At 71.8% G+C, this 17,474-nt stretch carries 14 protein-coding genes and 1 pseudogene; 11 read left to right on the top strand and 4 right to left on the bottom strand.

All coding sequences use genetic code 11. The features are described 5' to 3' along the window. Positions 1–115: 115 nt before the first annotated feature. Complete coding sequence (locus DIZ27_RS15010; protein WP_109378900.1) at positions 116–1,324, bottom strand: pyridoxal phosphate-dependent aminotransferase; 1,209 nt, start codon at positions 1,322–1,324, stop codon at positions 116–118. A 90-nt stretch (positions 1,325–1,414) separates the two neighbouring features. Between DIZ27_RS15010 and DIZ27_RS15005 the strand changes: the two genes are divergently transcribed. Next, positions 1,415–2,053, top strand: coding sequence for a winged helix-turn-helix transcriptional regulator (locus tag DIZ27_RS15005; RefSeq protein WP_109378899.1), 639 nt, complete (start codon positions 1,415–1,417; stop codon positions 2,051–2,053). A gap of 90 nt (positions 2,054–2,143) precedes the next feature. Here the strand turns inward: DIZ27_RS15005 and DIZ27_RS15000 are convergent, their stop codons facing one another. The 3 genes from DIZ27_RS15000 to DIZ27_RS14990 are packed head-to-tail and all read right to left on the bottom strand — an operon-like array spanning position 2,144 to position 5,848. After that, complete coding sequence (locus DIZ27_RS15000; RefSeq protein WP_109378898.1) at positions 2,144–2,974, bottom strand: hypothetical protein; 831 nt, start codon at positions 2,972–2,974, stop codon at positions 2,144–2,146. Next, positions 2,974–4,248 (bottom strand): VWA domain-containing protein, encoded by a 1,275-nt coding sequence (locus tag DIZ27_RS14995; RefSeq protein ID WP_109378897.1) that lies wholly within the window; start codon positions 4,246–4,248, stop codon positions 2,974–2,976. Before DIZ27_RS14995 ends, DIZ27_RS15000 begins: the two co-directional genes overlap by 1 nt. Before the next feature lie 55 nt (positions 4,249–4,303). After that, positions 4,304–5,848 carry an IucA/IucC family protein gene (locus DIZ27_RS14990; protein ID WP_109378896.1) on the bottom strand — a complete coding sequence of 515 codons (1,545 nt, stop codon included), beginning with the start codon at positions 5,846–5,848 and terminating at the stop codon, positions 4,304–4,306. A gap of 97 nt (positions 5,849–5,945) precedes the next feature. Between DIZ27_RS14990 and DIZ27_RS14985 the strand changes: the two genes are divergently transcribed. From DIZ27_RS14985 to DIZ27_RS14940, 10 genes and pseudogenes are all read left to right on the top strand, one after another. Next, positions 5,946–7,505: an IucA/IucC family siderophore biosynthesis protein gene (locus DIZ27_RS14985; RefSeq protein ID WP_109378895.1), complete on the top strand. Its 1,560-nt coding sequence runs from the start codon at positions 5,946–5,948 to the stop codon at positions 7,503–7,505. Positions 7,506–7,813: 308 nt separating this feature from the next. Further along, positions 7,814–8,596, top strand: coding sequence for a CoA transferase subunit A (locus tag DIZ27_RS14980; RefSeq protein ID WP_109378894.1), 783 nt, complete (start codon positions 7,814–7,816; stop codon positions 8,594–8,596). A gap of 1 nt (position 8,597) precedes the next feature. Continuing rightward, on the top strand, positions 8,598–9,257 hold the full coding sequence (locus DIZ27_RS14975) for a CoA transferase subunit B (protein ID WP_109378893.1): 660 nt from the start codon (positions 8,598–8,600) through the stop codon (positions 9,255–9,257). A gap of 178 nt (positions 9,258–9,435) precedes the next feature. Next, on the top strand, positions 9,436–10,974 hold the full coding sequence (locus DIZ27_RS14970; protein ID WP_109378892.1) for a PHB depolymerase family esterase: 1,539 nt from the start codon (positions 9,436–9,438) through the stop codon (positions 10,972–10,974). 13 nt (positions 10,975–10,987) lie between these two features. Further along, a complete protein-coding gene (locus DIZ27_RS14965) occupies positions 10,988–11,242 on the top strand; it encodes a hypothetical protein (protein WP_146228947.1) in 255 nt (84 codons plus the stop codon). Positions 11,243–11,409: 167 nt separating this feature from the next. After that, positions 11,410–12,207, top strand: coding sequence for a 3-hydroxybutyrate dehydrogenase (locus tag DIZ27_RS14960; protein WP_109378890.1), 798 nt, complete (start codon positions 11,410–11,412; stop codon positions 12,205–12,207). A gap of 95 nt (positions 12,208–12,302) precedes the next feature. Next, the gene (locus DIZ27_RS14955) at positions 12,303–13,697 is read left to right on the top strand and encodes an MFS transporter (RefSeq protein ID WP_109378889.1); all 1,395 of its coding nucleotides are present in this window, start codon (positions 12,303–12,305) and stop codon (positions 13,695–13,697) included. Between the two features lie 156 nt (positions 13,698–13,853). Continuing rightward, a complete protein-coding gene (locus DIZ27_RS14950) occupies positions 13,854–15,854 on the top strand; it encodes a GAF domain-containing protein (RefSeq protein ID WP_109378888.1) in 2,001 nt (666 codons plus the stop codon). 35 nt (positions 15,855–15,889) lie between these two features. Then, the gene (locus tag DIZ27_RS14945; RefSeq protein ID WP_109378887.1) at positions 15,890–16,693 is read left to right on the top strand and encodes an SAM-dependent methyltransferase; all 804 of its coding nucleotides are present in this window, start codon (positions 15,890–15,892) and stop codon (positions 16,691–16,693) included. A gap of 74 nt (positions 16,694–16,767) precedes the next feature. Beyond that, positions 16,768–17,416 (top strand): annotated as a pseudogene (locus tag DIZ27_RS14940) (transposase); the annotation flags it as partial. Positions 17,417–17,474: the final 58 nt, after the last annotated feature.

Raw genomic sequence — 17,474 nt, 5'->3', positions numbered from 1 at the left:
CCGTCTCCAGCAGGAGGCGGGGCGTCCTCGTCAGGTGGGAGGAGTCTCACCGGTGGCGACCCGGCCGGACCGTACGGGAAGCCGTGTGCGGCCTGGGCACGGCCGACCGGCCGCGCTACTGACGGTATCCGCTCAGGAAGCGGCTGATGCGGCCGATCGCCGCCTCCAGATCCTCCGCGTGGGGGAGGGTGAGGATGCGGAAGTGATCGGGGAAGGGCCAGTTGAAACCCGTGCCCTGGACGACCTGGATCTTCTCCCGGAGCAGCAGGTCGAGGACGAACTTCTCGTCGTCGTGGATCTTGTGCACCTTGGGGTCCAGGCGGGGGAACGCGTACAGGGCGCCCTTCGGCTTCACGCAGCTCACGCCGGGGATCTCGTTCAGCTTCTCCCAGACCACGTCCCGCTGCTCGTGCAGCCGCCCGCCGGGCGCGGTGAGCTCACGGATGGACTGGCGGCCGCCGAGCGCGGCCTGGATGGCGTACTGGGCGGGCGCGTTGGCGCACAGGCGCATGGAGGCCAGCATGGTCAGGCCCTCCAGGTAGTCCTTCGCGTGCTGCTTGGGGCCGGTGACCACCAGCCAGCCGGAGCGGAAGCCCGCCACGCGGTAGGTCTTCGACAGCCCGCAGAAGGTGAGGACCACCAGGTCGGGGGCGAGCGCGGCGGCCGAGTGGTGCACGGCGTCGTCGTAGAGGATCTGGTCGTAGATCTCGTCGGCGAGGACCATCAGACCGTGCCGGCGGGCCAGGTCGAGGATGCCCTCGACGACCTCCTTCGGATAGACCGCGCCGGTGGGGTTGTTGGGGTTGATGATGACCACGGCCTTCGTACGGTCCGTGATCTTCGACGCCATGTCGTCCAGGTCCGGGTACCAGTCGGCCTGTTCGTCGCACAGGTAGTGCACCGCCTTGCCACCCGCGAGGGTGGTCACCGCCGTCCAGAGGGGGAAGTCCGGAGCGGGCACGAGGACTTCGTCGCCGTCCTCCAGGAGCGCCTGGACGGCCATCGAGATCAGTTCGGAGACGCCGTTGCCGAGGAAGACGTCGTCGACGTCGACCTCCAGGCCCAGGGTCTGATAGCGCTGGGCCACCGCGCGGCGGGCGGAGAGGATGCCGCGCGAGTCGGTGTAGCCGTGCGCCTGCGGCAGCATCCTGATCATGTCCTGGACGATCTCCTCCGGCGCCTCGAAGCCGAACAGGGCCGGGTTGCCGGTGTTCAGCCGCAGCACACTGTGCCCCGCCTCCTCCAGCGCGTTCGCGTGCTCGATGACCGGGCCGCGGATCTCGTAACAGACCTCGCTGAGCTTGCTCGACTGCCGGAACTCCATGCGCCGCTTCCCCTCGGTATCCGGTGTTGCTTGCTTGGTTTTACCAAGTGACTGCTTGGAAAGTCCAACAACTTGTCTACACTGCGTCGCATGTCACCTCGCCGAAGCTACGACCAGTACTGTTCCGCCGCCCGTGCGCTCGACGCCGTCGGCGACCGCTGGACCCTGCTGATCGTCCGGGAGCTGCTCGCCGGTCCGAGGCGCTACACCGACCTGCACGCGGACCTCCCCGGCGTCAGCACGGACGTACTGGCCTCGCGGCTGAAGGGCATGGAGCGCGACGGGCTGACCAGCCGCCGGCGGCTGCCCCCGCCCGGCGCGGCCTTCGTGTACGAACTCACCGCCCGGGGGCGCGAGCTGCTTCCGGTGCTCCAGGCTCTCGGCGCGTGGGGGCAGGGCGCGCTGGGGGAGCGGCGGCCCACCGACGCGGTGCGGGCGCACTGGTTCGCGCTGCCGCTGCTGCGCGTCCTGGAGGGCGAGGGGCTGAGTGGGGGACTGGTCGAAGTCCGGCTGGACGAGGGGCGGTTCCACCTGCGCGTCGGGGCTGAGAAGGGGGCCGTCTACGGCGACGGGCCCGCCCCCGGTGAGCCCGACGCCACCCTGGCCCTCGACGCCGACACCTGTACGGCGATCAGCCGCGGCGAGTCGGCCGTGGCCGACGCGGTGCGGGACGGGCGGATCGAGGTGGGCGGCGACGGACCGCTCGCCAAGGCGCTCCGGGAGGCATGACGGGGAGGGGCGGCGGCAACGGAAGGAGGCCCGCACAAGGCGGGCCTCCTGGGCAGACGTCACGTGCTGCCGATGGTCAGCTGTCGACCGTCACACACCCGGCGGTACCCGGGACGGCCGTCCCGACCCCCGGGTCAACCGGTAGCCGGCGACACCCGCCAGCGAGGCCAGCGCACCGCCCACCGCGGTCCACACCCAGCGGTCGGACCACCAGCCGGAGGTCCAGCCGTCCTCGGGCTCGAGAGCGGCGAGTACGGCCGAGGACGACTTCTCCTCGCCATCCCCGTCGCCTTCGCCGTCCGTCTCCGTCCGCAGCGCGATGCCCGGCACCAGCGGCTCGGCGAGTGAGCCGTCCACCGCCGCGGCGCCGCCCATGTCCTTGGAGTCGGCCCGGACTTCGACGTCCACCGACTGGCCCAGGTCGGACGCCGAGAGGTTCACCGCGGTGAGCCGGATGTAATACGTGCCCGGCAGCGGGTCGTTGGCCCATGGCTCCGACCAGGCACGGACCGTGCGCAGCACGCAGGCGAGTTCCACGGAGGCCGCGTCCGCCGGCGCCGTGCGGGTCTGGGCGCCGTACTGGCAGGCCTGGCGGCGGCGCAGACCGTCGTACACGTCGACCCGCCAGGTCTCGGCGGCGTGCGTCTCGGGCAGCTTCACCGTCGCCCGCACGGTGGGGCGTTGCCCCGCGTCCGCCGGGAACGACCAGTACAGGTAGTCGCCGACGGAGGCACGTGCCGTGGCGGTCTGCCCCTGCTCGAACTCCGTCGCGGTACGGAACGAGGTGCCCGCACGGGTCGGCCCGGCGGCGTCCTCGGACGCGCCGGGGGAGGGACTGGAGTCGGCCGCCGCGGGGGCCACGGCGGCCGCTGCCAGCCCGAGCGTGAGCAGGGCGGCGCCCAGCAAGCGGGTGATACGCATCAGTGGGTCCTCCAGACCGCGAGCCGCCAGCGGGACAGCCAGCCCCAGACGAGACCGGCGAGGAAACCGGTGAGGACCAGCGCGCCGAGCAGCCACCAGCCCCGGCCCAGGCCGAAGGAGGCCACGTCGCTCGACTCGCCCGGCCCCTCGACGACGTCGATGGTCAGTTCCAGCGGCAGACCGGGCGTGGTCTTCACACCGGAGCCCGGCGAGAACGAGTTGGTCACCGCCAGGCACACCGTTTCGGCGGCCGGCTTGTCGCTGTCGTCGTCGTCCCGTTCGGGCGCGGGGTAGCGCAGGCCGGTGGACAGGACGTCCGTACGGCCGTTGCCCGTGGCCTCACCGCGGACGATCTCCCGGTCGTGCACCGTCACGGCCCGCAGCAGCACGCCGTAGTCCGGGTTCACCGCTCGGTCGGCCGCCACGCTCACCGACGCGCGCAGTTCCTGACCGGCCAGTACGTCCACGCGGTACCAGCGCTGCTGCCCGAACTCCTCGCGGTCCGTGTAGAGACCGGACTTCAGTGTCGGCGCCTTGGCGCAGGACGCGGCACCCTCGGTCGCGACCGGCGTCACCACCGGTTCGGCCGCGCGGTCCACCAACTCATTGACCCGGTCAGTGAGTTCGTCCTGGTGCTGGACCGAGGTGTAGGTGCCGCCGGTCGCCTCGGCGATGCAGCTGAGCTGCCTGCTCAGCTTGGCGTTCGGCACCAGGCCCAGGGTGTCGATGGTCAGGCCGATGCCCTTGGCCGCGATCTCCCGGGCCACCTCGCACGGGTCGAGCGGGGCACAGGTGTCCTCACCGTCGCTGATCAGCACGATGCGCTTGGAGCCGTTGCCGTCCTTGAAGTCGTCGGCCGCCTGCAACAGGGCGGGGCCGATGGGGGTCCAGCCGGTCGGGGTGAGCGTGGCCACCGCCGTCTTGGCCTCCGTACGGTCCAGCGGGCCGACCGGGTAGAGCTGTGCGGTGTCCTTGCAGCCCTCCTTGCGGTCGTCGCCGGGGTAGTTGGCGCCGAGGGTCCGGATCCCCAGCTCGACCTCCTCCGGCGTCGCGTCCAGCACCTCGTTGAACGCCTGTTTCGCCGCCGCCATCCGGGACTGGCCGTCGATGTCCTTGGTCCGCATCGAACCGCTCACATCGAGGACGAGATCGACCTGGGGCGCGTCCTGGCCCGTGGGTTCGCCGGCGGCCGCCGCGGTCGGGAAGGTGAGCCCGGCCGTCAGGGCGGCGAGCAGGACACCGACGCCCGCTGCCGGCCATTTTCTTCTGATCATCGAGGGATCCTATTGATCGGGGACGGCCCGCTCCGAAGCGGGGCCCGTAAGGCCCCTAGACCAGCAGGGGATTGGGTAGTTCCGCCCATTCGTCCCCGGTCGCGCGGGGGGACAGCCGCATCAGCGTCAGGGCCTTCGCGGGCAGTGGTTCGCCGAGCAGGGCGGCGAGGTCCGGCGTGCGCGGCAGATCCCGTACGGCCGTTTCCAGCGCGGTCCGAAGCGCCGGGCCCGAACCCGTCGTACCGGCCAGCGCGCCCGCGACCAGGGACCCGAACAGTTTGCGCCGCAGGGCGGGTTCGTCGTCCGTGACCATACGGGCGGGCAGCTCGGGCACCGGGACGCCGTGCCGCGCCAGCCGCTCGGGGCTGACCCGCAGATCGGCCAGATCGCGGTAGACCAGCCGCACCGGCTCCCCGTCCGGCGACAGCACCACCAGGAGGTTCTGACCGTGCGCCTCCAGAGCCACGCCCAGATCGAGCAGTCGCAGCCCGACCGTGAGGGCGAGCCGCGCGAACCGGGCCACCCGGGCGGGGGAGCGGGACACCTCGGTGGTCGCCAGCGCCGCCACCGGGACCACCCGCTCCCCGGCCGACACGTACTCCTGCGGCGACTCGCGCACCACGGCCGCCAGATCGGGGGAGCCGGCCGCCGCGGCGCCCAGGGTGCGGGTGATGTGCAGCAGCCCGCCGGTCCGCGCGGCCACCGACTCCCCGAAGTCGGACAGCACCGCGGACGCGGCGACCGAACCGAGCGAGATGTCCCGCACCGAGGACGTCAGCCGCGTACTCAACGCCGTTTTGACATGAGGGCCTTCGGGCAGGGCGAGGGTGCGCAGCGCCATCAGCGGATGCGCGGCGATCCGCCGGGCGGGGTCTGCCCACTCCCCTTTCCCAGGTTTCTCAGGTTTTCCGGGTTCTCCCCGCTTGAGCACATGCGCCGCCTGCCAGGGATGCACGGGGATCACCACCCGCCCCCCGTCCCGCAGCCACTCCGGCCAGACCCCCGTCACCAGACAGTCGTCGGCCGGCACCGGCACCGGCCCCAACTCCACGACCGGCCGGTGCTCGGGCCCGTACGCCAACTGCTCGGCGACCGAGAAACCGGGCCGGGAACGGCAATTGGGATGGAACGGATGCCCGTCGACCACCCGCTGTTCCCACTCCCAGTCCCACCGGGGCCACTCGTCCGGGCCACCCTCCGGCCGGTCCGCCCGGGACAGCGCCAACGAGGCGACACTGTGCGCGAGTTCGACGGCGAAGGCCGCCGAGCGCGGCACAGCGAGCCGCGTCATCAACCGTGCCGGATCGTCGTACGCCACCTCGTCCAGGTGGACGACGGTGACGTACGCGGCGGTCGCATACGGATCCGGGCGCGGACCGTGCAGCCGCCGCCCGTCCGCCAGCCGCAGGGTGAGCCCGTCCCGATCCGGCTCCCGGCCGGTGATCCACGGCAGCGGATCGTACGCGAGGCCACGCCACAGCCGGGTCAGCACGGCCGCGCGGGCCCCTGGCAGCGCTGCCGCGTACCGGGGCGCCAGAGCCGGCCGGACGGCGGCCAGCTCGTCGGCGATCTCGGCCTCGGCGGTGGGGGGACGGTGCACGGGCGGGCTCCTCGGGTACGAACAGCGTTGCGGGACGGACAGGCGGTCCGCGACGGACATACTGATCGTCCCCGTCCGGACAGACCGTTGGGAAACAGTGGAACGCGTGGACCTCATGCCCCAGCCCGCAGACGACGACGCGGCGACCGGCGCCCACCACTCCGCCGGGCTCGCCGCCCGCGCCGACGCGTACGCGGCCGTACCGTTGCTGAACTGTCTGCTGCGCGAGGTGGCACGACCCGTGCCGGCCACGGACGTGAATGTCGACGGGGAGGAGGACGTCCGGACCTACCGCCTGCCCGGCGTCGACCGCCTGCTGCGGGTCCGCGGCACCCGGCGCCCCGCCGCACCCGAGATGCGCGTGGACGGCGCCTGGCACCGCGTGAACCACACCGAACTGGTGAAACTCGTCGCGGAGGAGCTGCGCCGGCACACCGGCCTGCCGAACCACGAGCTGCCCGCCGAGATGATCGACAGCAGGGACGCGGTGGCCGCGCTGCTCGCGGCGCGGGCCCGGACGGCCCCGCCCGTCGACCCCTATCTCCACTCCGAACAATCCCTGCTCACCGGCCACACCCACCACCCCGCCTCCAAGGCGCGCGGCGGCGGCCCCGCTGCGAACTGGCTGCCGTACGCGCCGGAGGCGTACGCCCGCTTCCCGCTGACGCTGCTCGGGCTGCGCGAGGACACGGTCGCCGAGGAGGGCGACACCTCGGCCCTCGACCGGCTCGGCACCGCCCCGCCCGGATACCGCCTGCTGCCCGCCCACCCCTGGCAGTTGCAGCTGACGGCCCACAACCTCGCCCCCGCGTTCGCCGACGGCCGCCTGATCAGGCTGGGCGCGACCCCGTTCGCGGCATGGCCCACGGCCGCGATCCGCACCCTGTACGCACCCGCACGCGACCTGTTCCTGAAGTTCAGCCTCGACGTCCGCATCACCAACGACATCCGCCGCCTGTGGCGCCACGACCTGCTGAAGCTCCGCAGGACCGACACGGCGGTACACGAGGCGTTCGCCGCCTTCGACGGTCCGGCGGCCTGGCTCAGCGACCGCGGCCACCGCACCGCGGACTTCGCCTTCGAGGAACTGGCCGTCGTCGTCCGTGACGGCCTGCGCGACCACCTGCTCCCCGGCGCGGTCCCCCACCTGGCCGCCGCCCTGGTCGAGGAGTACGACGGCAACCCGCTCGCCGCCACCACGACCCCCGCCGCCTGGTGGGAGGCCTACCTGGCCCAGGTCATTCCCCCGGTCCTGACCGCCTTCACCCGGCACGGAGTCGTCGTGGAGGCGCACCTGCAGAACACCCTGGTCGCGGTCGGCCCCGACGGCATCCCCGTGCAAGCGCTGTTCCGGGACGCCGAGGGCGTGAAACTCCTGCCGGAAGTGTCCAGGGAGGCAGGCTGGGAACGCCTGGTGTACTGCCTGATCGTCAACCACCTGACCGAGATCGCCGCCGCCCTCGCCGAACACCACCCCGGCCTCGACCCCTGGCCCGCGGTACGCCACGAACTGGCCCGTCACGACCTCCCCGAGATGCCCGCCCTCCTCACCGGCCCCACCCTCCCCGCCAAAACCAACCTCCTCCTCCGCTGGACCAACGCCGACGGCGCAGCCGCCCGGTACCGTCCGCTGCCCAACCCGCTGGCCGGCGGATAGGAGCGGGAGCGCGGGCGCGCACAGGTGAAACCGTGGGTGCCGGAACGCACGGCTGAAGGCCGCAGGCGTGGTTGCCGGCGCCATACCGGCCGGTCGCGCGGAGGGTGCGCTCGAGCGTGATTCCGCGCTGTGCGCCTGGGCGCGGACCACACACTGACCGTGCGGTAGGTGTCGGAGGCAGCCATACCGGTTGGCTCCTGTGCGTCCTTAAGGTCGTCACGTCGATGGATGCCGGGGCGCGAAGGCCACATCCTATGCGCACCTCGGCTGCTCGGGGCGGTACGCGCCCCTTGATGGAGAGGGGCCGTATGGGGCTGGACAAAACGGTCGACAGCGTGGGCGAGGCAGTGGCGGACATCCCCGAGGGGGCGTCGCTGGCCGTCGGCGGGTTCGGCCTGTGTGGCATACCGAGCGCCCTGATCGCCGCACTGCTGCAGCGGGAGGCGGGCGGGTTCAAGGTCGTCTCCAACAACTGCGGGGTGGACGACTGGGGGCTGGGGCTCCTGCTGCGGGCCGGCCGGATCGCGCGCATGACCAGTTCGTACGTGGGCGAGAACAAGGAGTTCGCCCGCCAGTACCTCAGCGGGGAACTGGAAGTGGAGCTGGTGCCGCAGGGCACGCTGGCCGAACGCCTGCGGGCCGGCGGGGCGGGCATCCCGGCGTTCTACACACCGGCCGGGGCCGGGACGCAGATCGGGCAGGGCGGGCTGCCCTGGCGGTACGGCGCGGACGGGCAGGTCGCGGTGGCGTCGCCGCCGAAGGAGACGCGGGTCTTCGACGGGCGTGAGTACCTGCTGGAGGAGGGCATCAGGACCGATTACGCCCTGGTGCGGGCGGCCGTCGGGGACCGTCACGGCAACCTGGTGTTCCGCTCCTCGGCCCGCAACTTCAACCCGCTGGCCGCGATGGCCGGGCGTATCACCGTCGCCGAGGTCGAGCACCTGGTGGAGCCGGGTGAACTGGATCCGGACGAGGTGCACCTGCCGGGGGTGTTCGTGCAGCGGGTGGTCCGGGTCTTCCCCGACGACCCGACCGCCACCCGGCGGATCGAACGACGGTGCGTGCGGACCGAACAGGAAGGCGGTGCCTGACATGGCGCTCACTCGCGAGCAGATGGCGGCCCGGGCGGCCCGCGAACTGGTGGACGGCACGTACGTCAACCTCGGCATCGGCCTGCCCACACTGATCCCGAACCACCTCCCGCCGGGAGTCGAGGTGGTGCTGCAGTCCGAGAACGGCATTCTCGGTGTCGGCCCCTACCCGCTCGAGGAGGAACTCGACGCGGACCTGATCAACGCGGGCAAGGAGACGGTGACCACCCTGCCCGGGGCGTCGTTCTTCGACTCCGCGCTGTCCTTCGGCATGATCCGCGGCGAGCACATCGACGCCGCGGTGCTGGGCGCCATGCAGGTGTCGTCCTCCGGGGACCTGGCGAACTGGATGATCCCGGGGAAGATGGTCAAGGGCATGGGCGGTGCCATGGACCTGGTGCACGGGGCGCGCCGGGTCATCGTGCTGATGGAGCACACCGCCAAGGACGGCAGTCCCAAGCTCGTCGAGCGGTGCGATCTGCCGCTGACCGGCACCGGGGTCGTCCAGCGCGTCATCACCGATCTCGCCGTCATCGACATCACGCCGGAGGGTTTCTCGCTGGCCGAACTCGCTCCCGGCGTCGGCGTCGACGAGGTACGGGCCGCGACAGGGGCCGACCTGCGCGTTCCCGCGCGGCCGGCGACGGCGGCAGGTGTCTGAGTAGCAGATGCCACCCGGCGGCACAACCCGTTCGGGTCCACATCGTGGCAAGCAGGCTGTGGTGCTCCCTGCCATATCGTTGCGCGTTAAACGGATCCTACGGTGCCGACACCGGGCCGCTCCGACTGTTCCACGCCGAGGAGCGGCCCGGTGTCCCCCACTGCACCGAGGAGCCGCCATGCAACCGTCGTCTTTCCGGGGCACCGTCGCCCCGCTGTCCCGCACTTCGTCCGCACCGCCCGCCGATCCGCCGCCGCGCCCGGCGGGGGGCGTGTGGCGCGGACTGCTGTCCCGTCTTGTGACCGTCGTGGCCCTCGCCCTCGCGGCTGCCCTGGTCGGCCCGGCGCCGACCGCTCAGGCCGCGGTCGGCTTGACCAAGGTCACCGACTTCGGCGCCAACCCGGGCCAGTTGAACATGTACGTCTACCGGCCCACGTCCCTGCCCGCCAATCCGGCGGTGGTGTTCGCGCTGCACGGCTGCAGCCAGAACGCCCAAATGTACGCCGACAACTCCGGCCTGCCCGAACTCGCCGACCGGCACGGGTTCCTGGTGGTGTTCGCCGAGACCACTTTCTCGAACCACATGAACAAGTGCTTCAACTGGTACCAGACCACCGACATCCGCAGAGGCCAGGGCGAAGCCGCATCGATCCGGCAGATGGCCGCGCACGCGGTTTCCGCCTACGGCGCGGACGCCGGGCGGACCTACGTCACCGGCCTGTCCGCCGGCGGCGCCATGACGTCGGTGATGCTCGCCATGTACCCGGACGTCTTCCAGGCCGGCGCGGTCGTCGCGGGTCTGCCCTACGGTTGCGCCAGCGACGTCACGGCCGCCTTGAAGTGCATGGCCCCCGGAGTCAACCTGACTCCGGACCAATGGGCGAAGCGGGTCCGCGACGCCAATCCCTCGTGGTCCGGACCCTGGCCCCGCGTGGCCATCTGGCACGGTGACAACGACCCCACGGTCGTCCCGCTCAACGCCGACGAACTGCGCGACCAGTGGACCGCACTGCACGGCCTGTCCCAGAAGCCGACCCGCACGTCCGTGATCGGCCCGAACTCCACCCGGCACGAGGAGTACGCCGCTGCGGACGACTCGGTGGCCGTCGAGGTGAACCGGGTCCCGAACATCGGGCACGCCACGCCGGTCGATCCCGGCAGCGGGCCCCAGCAGTGCGGCAGCACCGGCACCGTCAACTTCCAGGCCTCCATCTGCTCCAGCCACTGGATCGCCCAGTTCTTCGGCCTGGACGACTCCGACCCCGGGCGTGAGGGGCTGCCCGCTCCGACCGGCCTGGCCCCGACCGGCATCACGGACACCACCGTCGACCTGAGCTGGGACGCCGTCGAGGGCGCCGAAGGCTATACCGTCCACCGCGACGGTGCCCCGATCGGCACGGCGGACTCCACGTCCTACACCGACACCGGTCTGGCCCCGGGCTCCTCCCACACCTACGCGGTCGCCGCCCGCGACGCCGACGGCAAGCCGGGGCGGCTCTCCAGCACGGTCACGGCGCGGACCACCGGCGCCACCGCCACCTGCTGGACCGCCACCAACTACGCCCACGTGCAGGCGGGACGCGCCACGACCAGCGGCGGCTATACCTACGCCAAGGGCTCCCAGCAGAACATGGGCCTGTACAACATGTTCGTCAGCCACACCCTGAAGGAGTCACCCGCCGGACACTTCACCATCGCGGACGGAACCTGCAACTGACGCAGGGCCGGCCATGACTGTGGACGCCTCCCCGCACCATCCACGGTCCCGTGCCCGTCATGGTGGCGGCCCACCTGAGAGAAGCCGCCGCCGCGGCGGGCACACACGTTCCCGTACCGAGCTTGCCGCCTGGCCTCCGGCCCGTCCGTCCATCGCCCTGGAGAAGTGGCTCTCCACCGGGCACCGCCCGCCCGCGAGCCACACCGTCGCCCGGCCCGAGGGCGCCGATCCGGCGGCCCTGCTCACCGACTGCCGCCTCGACAAGTGACGCACCCGCGGCGGCCGTGACGAAACGTCACGGCCGCCGCGGGGCCCATCCCACGGAGTGCGTCACGTCATGTATCGGCTTGTGGATGAGGGCGCTATAGAAGTAGCTCTTACTGTGTGGGTCACATACATAGGTGTGTCTGGGCGGCGTCCGTACTGTTTCCGGCCATGACAAGCGAATTCCCTCCTCCCACCGCCCACTCGGCGCCGTCCGGCGCCGGCGTGGACCTGACGTCCCGGGCCGCTCTGGTCACCGGTGGCGGCAGCGGCATCGGCAAGGCGTGCGCCACGGCGCTGGCCGCCGCGGGTGCCACCGTGCACGTGGTCGACCGGGACGCCGATTCGGCCAAGGAGGTCGCCGCCGAGATCGGGGGCGAGGCGCACATCGTCGACCTGGCCGACCCGGCCGCGATCGAGGCACTGCCGACCGAGGTCGACATCCTGGTCAACAACGCCGGCCTGCAGCACGTGGCGCCCCTGACCGAGTTCCCGCCGGAGCGGTTCGCCCTCATCCAGCAGGTGATGGTCACCGCCCCGTTCCTGCTGATGCGCCGCAGCCTGCCGCACATGTACGCGCGGGGCTGGGGACGGCTGATCAACCTCTCCAGCGTCCACGGACTGCGGGCCAGCGCCTACAAGTCCGCCTACGTGGCCGCCAAACACGCGCTGGAGGGCCTGAGCAAGGTGGCCGCGCTCGAAGGTGCCGCCCACGGTGTGACCAGCAACTGCATCAACCCCGGCTACGTCCGTACCCCCCTGGTCGAGAACCAGATCCGCGATCAGGCCGTCGCGCACGGAATCAGCCCCGACGACGTCCTGACCGATGTGCTGCTGACCCGCTCACCCATCAAACGCCTGCTGGAGGCGGAGGAGGTCGCCGCGGCCGCGCTGTGGCTGTGCGCCGACCACAGCAGCTACATCACCGGAACCTCACTGCCCCTCGACGGCGGCTGGGGAGCCAACTGACCCGCCGCGCCCCGGGCGCCGCTCCTGCGCCGCCCCCGTCCCCATGACTGCCCCCCACGCCTGTCCCCGCACCTCACCCGAGAATCGGTGAACCCATGTCCGAGACCACAACCGCCAAGCCGGGCGAGCCCCGCTCCAGCGGCATCGCCCGCATCGTCGGGGCGAGCCTGATCGGCACCACCGTCGAGTGGTACGACTTCTTCCTCTACGGCTCCGCCGCCGCGCTGGTGTTCAACACCCTCTTCTTCCCCAGCAGCGACCCGCTGGTGGGCACGCTGCTCGCCTTCATGACCTACGCGATCGGGTTCCTGGCCCGGCCGATCGGCGGCATGGTCTTCGGGCACTACGGCGACAAGATCGGCCGTAAGAAGCTGCTCGTGCTCAGCCTGCTGATGATGGGCGGCGCCACCTTCGCCATGGGTCTGCTGCCCACCTACGGCAGCATCGGCGTCGGCGCCCCGATCCTGCTCACCGTCCTGCGCCTGATCCAGGGTTTCGCCCTGGGCGGCGAATGGGGCGGAGCCGTACTGATCGTCTCCGAGCACGGGGGCGACAAGCACCGCGGCTTCTGGGCCTCCTGGCCGCAGTGCGGCGTCCCCGCCGGCAACCTGCTGGCCACCGCCGTTCTCGCGGTGCTGGCCTCCGTCCAGTCCGAAGCGGCGTTCCAGTCCTGGGGCTGGCGCATCCCCTTCCTGCTCTCCGGCGTCCTGGTCCTGATCGGACTGTGGATCCGCGTCTCGGTGTCCGAGTCCCCGGTCTTCCTCGCCGCCCAGGCCAAGGCCGATGCGGCCGCCGCCCAGGGGGCCGAGGAGAAGCCGCCCGTCGTCGAGGTCTTCCGCCACAGCTGGCGCGAGGTGCTCGGGGCCATCGGCGTCCGGTTCGGCGAGAACATCTCCTACTACATCCTGACCTCCTTCCTGCTGGTCTACGTCACCACCTATCTGGAGCTGCCGAAGAGCACCGCGCTGAACGCGGTCCTGATCGCCTCCGCCGTCCACTTCGTCACCATCCCGCTGTGGGGGGCGCTCTCCGACCGCCTCGGCCGCAGGCCCGTGACGATGATCGGCGCAGTCGGCATGGCCGCCTGGGCGTTCGCCTTCTTCTCCCTGGTCGACACGGAGTCCTTCACCGTGATCACCCTCTCGGTCACCGCGGGTCTGCTGCTCCACGGCGCCATGTACGGACCGCAGGCCGCCTTCATCTCCGAGATGTTCGACACCAAGGTCCGCTACTCCGGGGCCTCAGTGGGCTCGCAGCTCGCCTCCATCCTCGCCGGCGCCCTCGCCCCGATCATCGCCGTCGAGCTCCTCAGGCGGTACGGATCCTCGACGCCCATCGCCGTCTACCTCTGCGCGGCCTCGGTGGTCACGGCCATCACCGTCGCCGTCATCAAGGAGACCCGCGGCCGTGACCTGACCGTCTCGATCGCGGACGAGCCGTCGAAGCAGCAGCGGCAGGAGGCATCGCTCACCGGCACCGACCGGGTCTAGAAGTCCAGAGGCCCAGAAGCCACCGTGTCGCGGTCCGCCCCGTGAAGGAGAAAACGGGCGGACCGCGGCATGCCCGTCCGTAGACACCGTGCCCGCCACGCAGGCCACCACAGCCCGTCCACACACCAGCCGCACAGCTGGAGGGAGGACTGCCCCATGCCCCCCGTGAGCCCCGTGACCGTCGGCAGCGACCCCTCCCACACGGCGACGGCCGCACTCCGGCAGCTGCTCGACCTGCTCGCCGCCGACGCACCCGTCGAACACCTGGCCCAGCCCGCGGCCCGGGCCCGCGCGGCCGGAGCCGACCCGAGCGAGCAGGCCGTCATCGACGAGGCCACCCGGACCGCACTGGACATCCACCGGACCCTGGCCCAGCGCCGACGCCGGGAGGCCGAACTCGCCGCCCTCTTCGACACCGCGAGCGACCTGGCCGCACTGCGCGACCTGGACGCCGTACTGCGGGCCATCGTGCACCGGGCCAGAACCCTGCTGGGCACCGACACCGCGTACATGACCCTGAACGACCCCACGGCCGACGACACGTTCATGCGGGTGACCGCCGGCTCGGTCTCCGCCAAGTTCCAGCAACTGCGCCTCGCCATGGGGGAGGGACTCGGTGGTCTGGTCGCGCAGACCGCCCGCCCCTACGCGAGCACCGACTACCGCACCGACCGCCGTTTCAAGCACACCGGGACCATCGACGAGGGAGTCGACGAGGAGGGCCTGCGCGGCATCCTCGGCGTGCCCCTGCGCGTCGGCCGGCGCGTGATCGGCGTCCTGTTCGCCGGAGACCGCGCTCCGCGCGACTTCACCCCCGAGGCCATCGCCCTGCTCTCCTCCCTGGCCGACCACGCCGCCGTGGCCATCGACGGCGCGCGCCTGCTGGAGGAGACCCGCTCCGCGCTGGTCGAGCTGAACGCCGCCAACGAAACGGCCCGGGCCCACAGCGAAGACCTGCACCGCGCGGCCGACGCCCACGACCGGCTCACCGACCTGGTCCTCAGAGGCGGCGACGTCGATGACGTCACCCGCGAGATCGCCGCCCTCCTCGGCGGCGGCCTGGCCGTTCACGACGCGGACGGCACCGAACTCGCCCGCCTGGGGACCGGCCCGGTCCGCCCGCCCGAGCAGGGGATCGAAGCCTCCCGCCGAGGCGGACGGGCCGTCCCCGTCGGCGGCAACTGGGTGTGCGCCGTCCTGGCGGGCCCGGAACTCCTCGGCAGCCTGGTGCTCACCGACCGGGCCGATCTCACCGACGCCGACCGGCGTCTGTTCGAACGGGCCGGCATGGTCACCGCCCTCCTGCTGCTCCTGCGCCGGTCCGTGGCCGAGGCCGAGGACCGGGTGCGCGGCGAACTCCTCGACGACCTGCTCACCGCCCAATCCCCCGGAAGCCACCGCAACATCGGCAGTCTGACGCTGCGTGCCAGAAAGCTGGACATCAATCTCACCCAGCCGCACGCGGTGCTCGTCCTCAACTGCGACCCGGACCTGCGCTCACGCCTGCTGATCGAGGCGGCACGCCGTGCCCGCACGCTCGGCGGCCTGGCCGGCACCCGCAACGGGCACACCGTCCTGCTGGCACCCACCACGACTCCGGGCCCCCTCGCCCAGGAACTCGCCCAAGGCCTCTCCCGGGGCCTGGGCACCCCCATCACCGTCGGAGCAGCGGGCCCCGGCACGGGCCCCGAACACCTCCCCGACACCTACGACGAGGCACGCCGCTGCCTCGAAGCCCTCGAAGCGCTCGGCCGCACCGGCACCGGCGCCGGCCTGGCCGACCTCGGCTTCCTCGGGGTGCTCCTCGGCGACCGGGCGGACATCCACGGATACGTGGATCGCGTCCTGGGCCCCGTACTCGCCTACGACGCCCAGCGTGGCACCGAACTCGCCCGCACCCTCAGCGCCTACTACGACCACGGCGCCAGCCTCGCCAGAGCCAAGGACGCCCTGCACGTCCACGTCAACACCGTGGTCCAGCGCCTCGACCGGGTCGCCCAACTCCTCGGCCCCGACTGGAACACGCCCGGCAAGGCCCTGGAGATCCAAGTCGCCCTGAGCCTGCACCACCTGGCCCAGAACCCGCTGCACGGCCACCGAGCTGGATCCGGCGACCGGCGCCGTGGGCCCAACGCCGAGCTTGAACAAGGAGGTTGAGAGCTCTGAGGGCCGCCGTGTGCCATGCTTCGATCATGACTGACCGAGAAGCCCGGGGCAGCGGGCTGCAGACCGATCGACCCCACTCGGCGCGTGTGTGGGACTACCTGCTCGGCGGGAAGAACCACTACCCGGTGGACAGTCAGGCCGGCGACCTGATCCTCCAGAACTTCCCCGAGTTCGCGGCCGTCGCCCGCGTGCAACGGCGCTTCCTGGTGCGAGCGGTGCGGTTCCTGGCGCGCGACGCCGGGATCCGCCAGTTCCTCGACATCGGCACCGGGTTGCCCACCGCCAACAACACCCACGAGGTCGCCCAGGGCATCGCGCCGGAAAGCAAGATCGTCTACGTGGACAACGACCCCATCGTCCTCGCCCACGCCGACGCCTTGCTGCGCAGTACGCCGGAAGGAAAGTGCGCCTACCTCGACGCCGATGTGCGGGATCCGCGGAAGATCCTCACCCAGGCGGCCCGCACACTGGACTTCGACCGGCCCGTCGGCCTGATGCTGCTCAACATCATGGGCCAGGTCTCGGACGAGGAGGAGCCCGAGCGGATCATGGCCGAGCTGATCGACGCGTTGCCGCCGGGCAGCCATGTGGTCCTGAGCGACGGCACGGCCACCGACGAGCGACTCGAGGCGGCCGTCGAGGCGTACAACGCGCAGTCCGTCAATACGTACCACCTGCGCTCGCCCGAGCACATCGGGAGCTTCCTGCAGGGGCTGCGTCTGGTCGAACCGGGCCTGGTCAGGTCTGCCGACTGGCGTCCGGACCCCGACTCCGCGGCCGTCACCCACGAGCAGGGCCACGCCGTCGGGGCGGTGGGCCTGAAGGAGTAGGGCCGAGCCGGGGAGAGGCGTGCGGGGAGAGGCGTGCGGGGAGAGAACATGCCCTGCGTCGGAGCCGGTCATGACGTGCGCACGGCTGTCATCTGCGGGCCGTGGCCGACGTGCCCGTGGACGGGCGGCGGGTAGTGGTCCGTGTCCGGGTGCGGCGCCTGGTGTGTCCCACGCGCGGCTGCCGCCACACCCTCCGCGGGCAGATGCCCGGAGTCTGGAGCGACACCGACGGCGTACAGCCCGTTCGATCGGGCAGGTCAAGCCCGTGGTCAAGGAGTCGGCGGGCCGGGCGGGTGCCCCGCGTGATCGGCGTCGACGACTTCGCCCTGTGGCGGTGGCACCGCTGTGCCACGTCGGTGACCGACGCCGAGAGCCATGAGCGGATCGACGTGCTGCCCGGCCGCACGGCCGACGCGCTTCAGGCGTGGCTGCGCGAGCATCCGGGCACCGAGGTCGTGTGCCGGGACGGTTCCGCTGAAGCCCCGCCCAGGAAGCGCCGACACGCTCGAGCTCTGGATCGCCCAGGTCCACGCGGCCGACCTGCCACACCTGCACGCCTTCACCCGCGGTCCGGAGCGGGACCGTGACGCCGTGACCGCCGCGTTCACGTTCCCGTACCACAACGGTGGAACCGAAGGCGTCACCACCAGGACCGAGCTGATCGCGCGGCAGATGTACGGGCGGACAGGCTTCCCGCTCCTCCGCCACCGCGTCCTCCTCGGCCGACGTGACCCCCTGTCACCACCGGAAGTGATACAGGGCCGCCGACCGGACGCCCCCA

The sequence above is a fragment of the Streptomyces sp. NWU339 genome (genome assembly GCF_003143855.1).
Lineage (GTDB): Bacteria > Actinomycetota > Actinomycetes > Streptomycetales > Streptomycetaceae > Streptomyces.
This window is presented reverse-complemented; position numbering and strand designations above follow the sequence as displayed.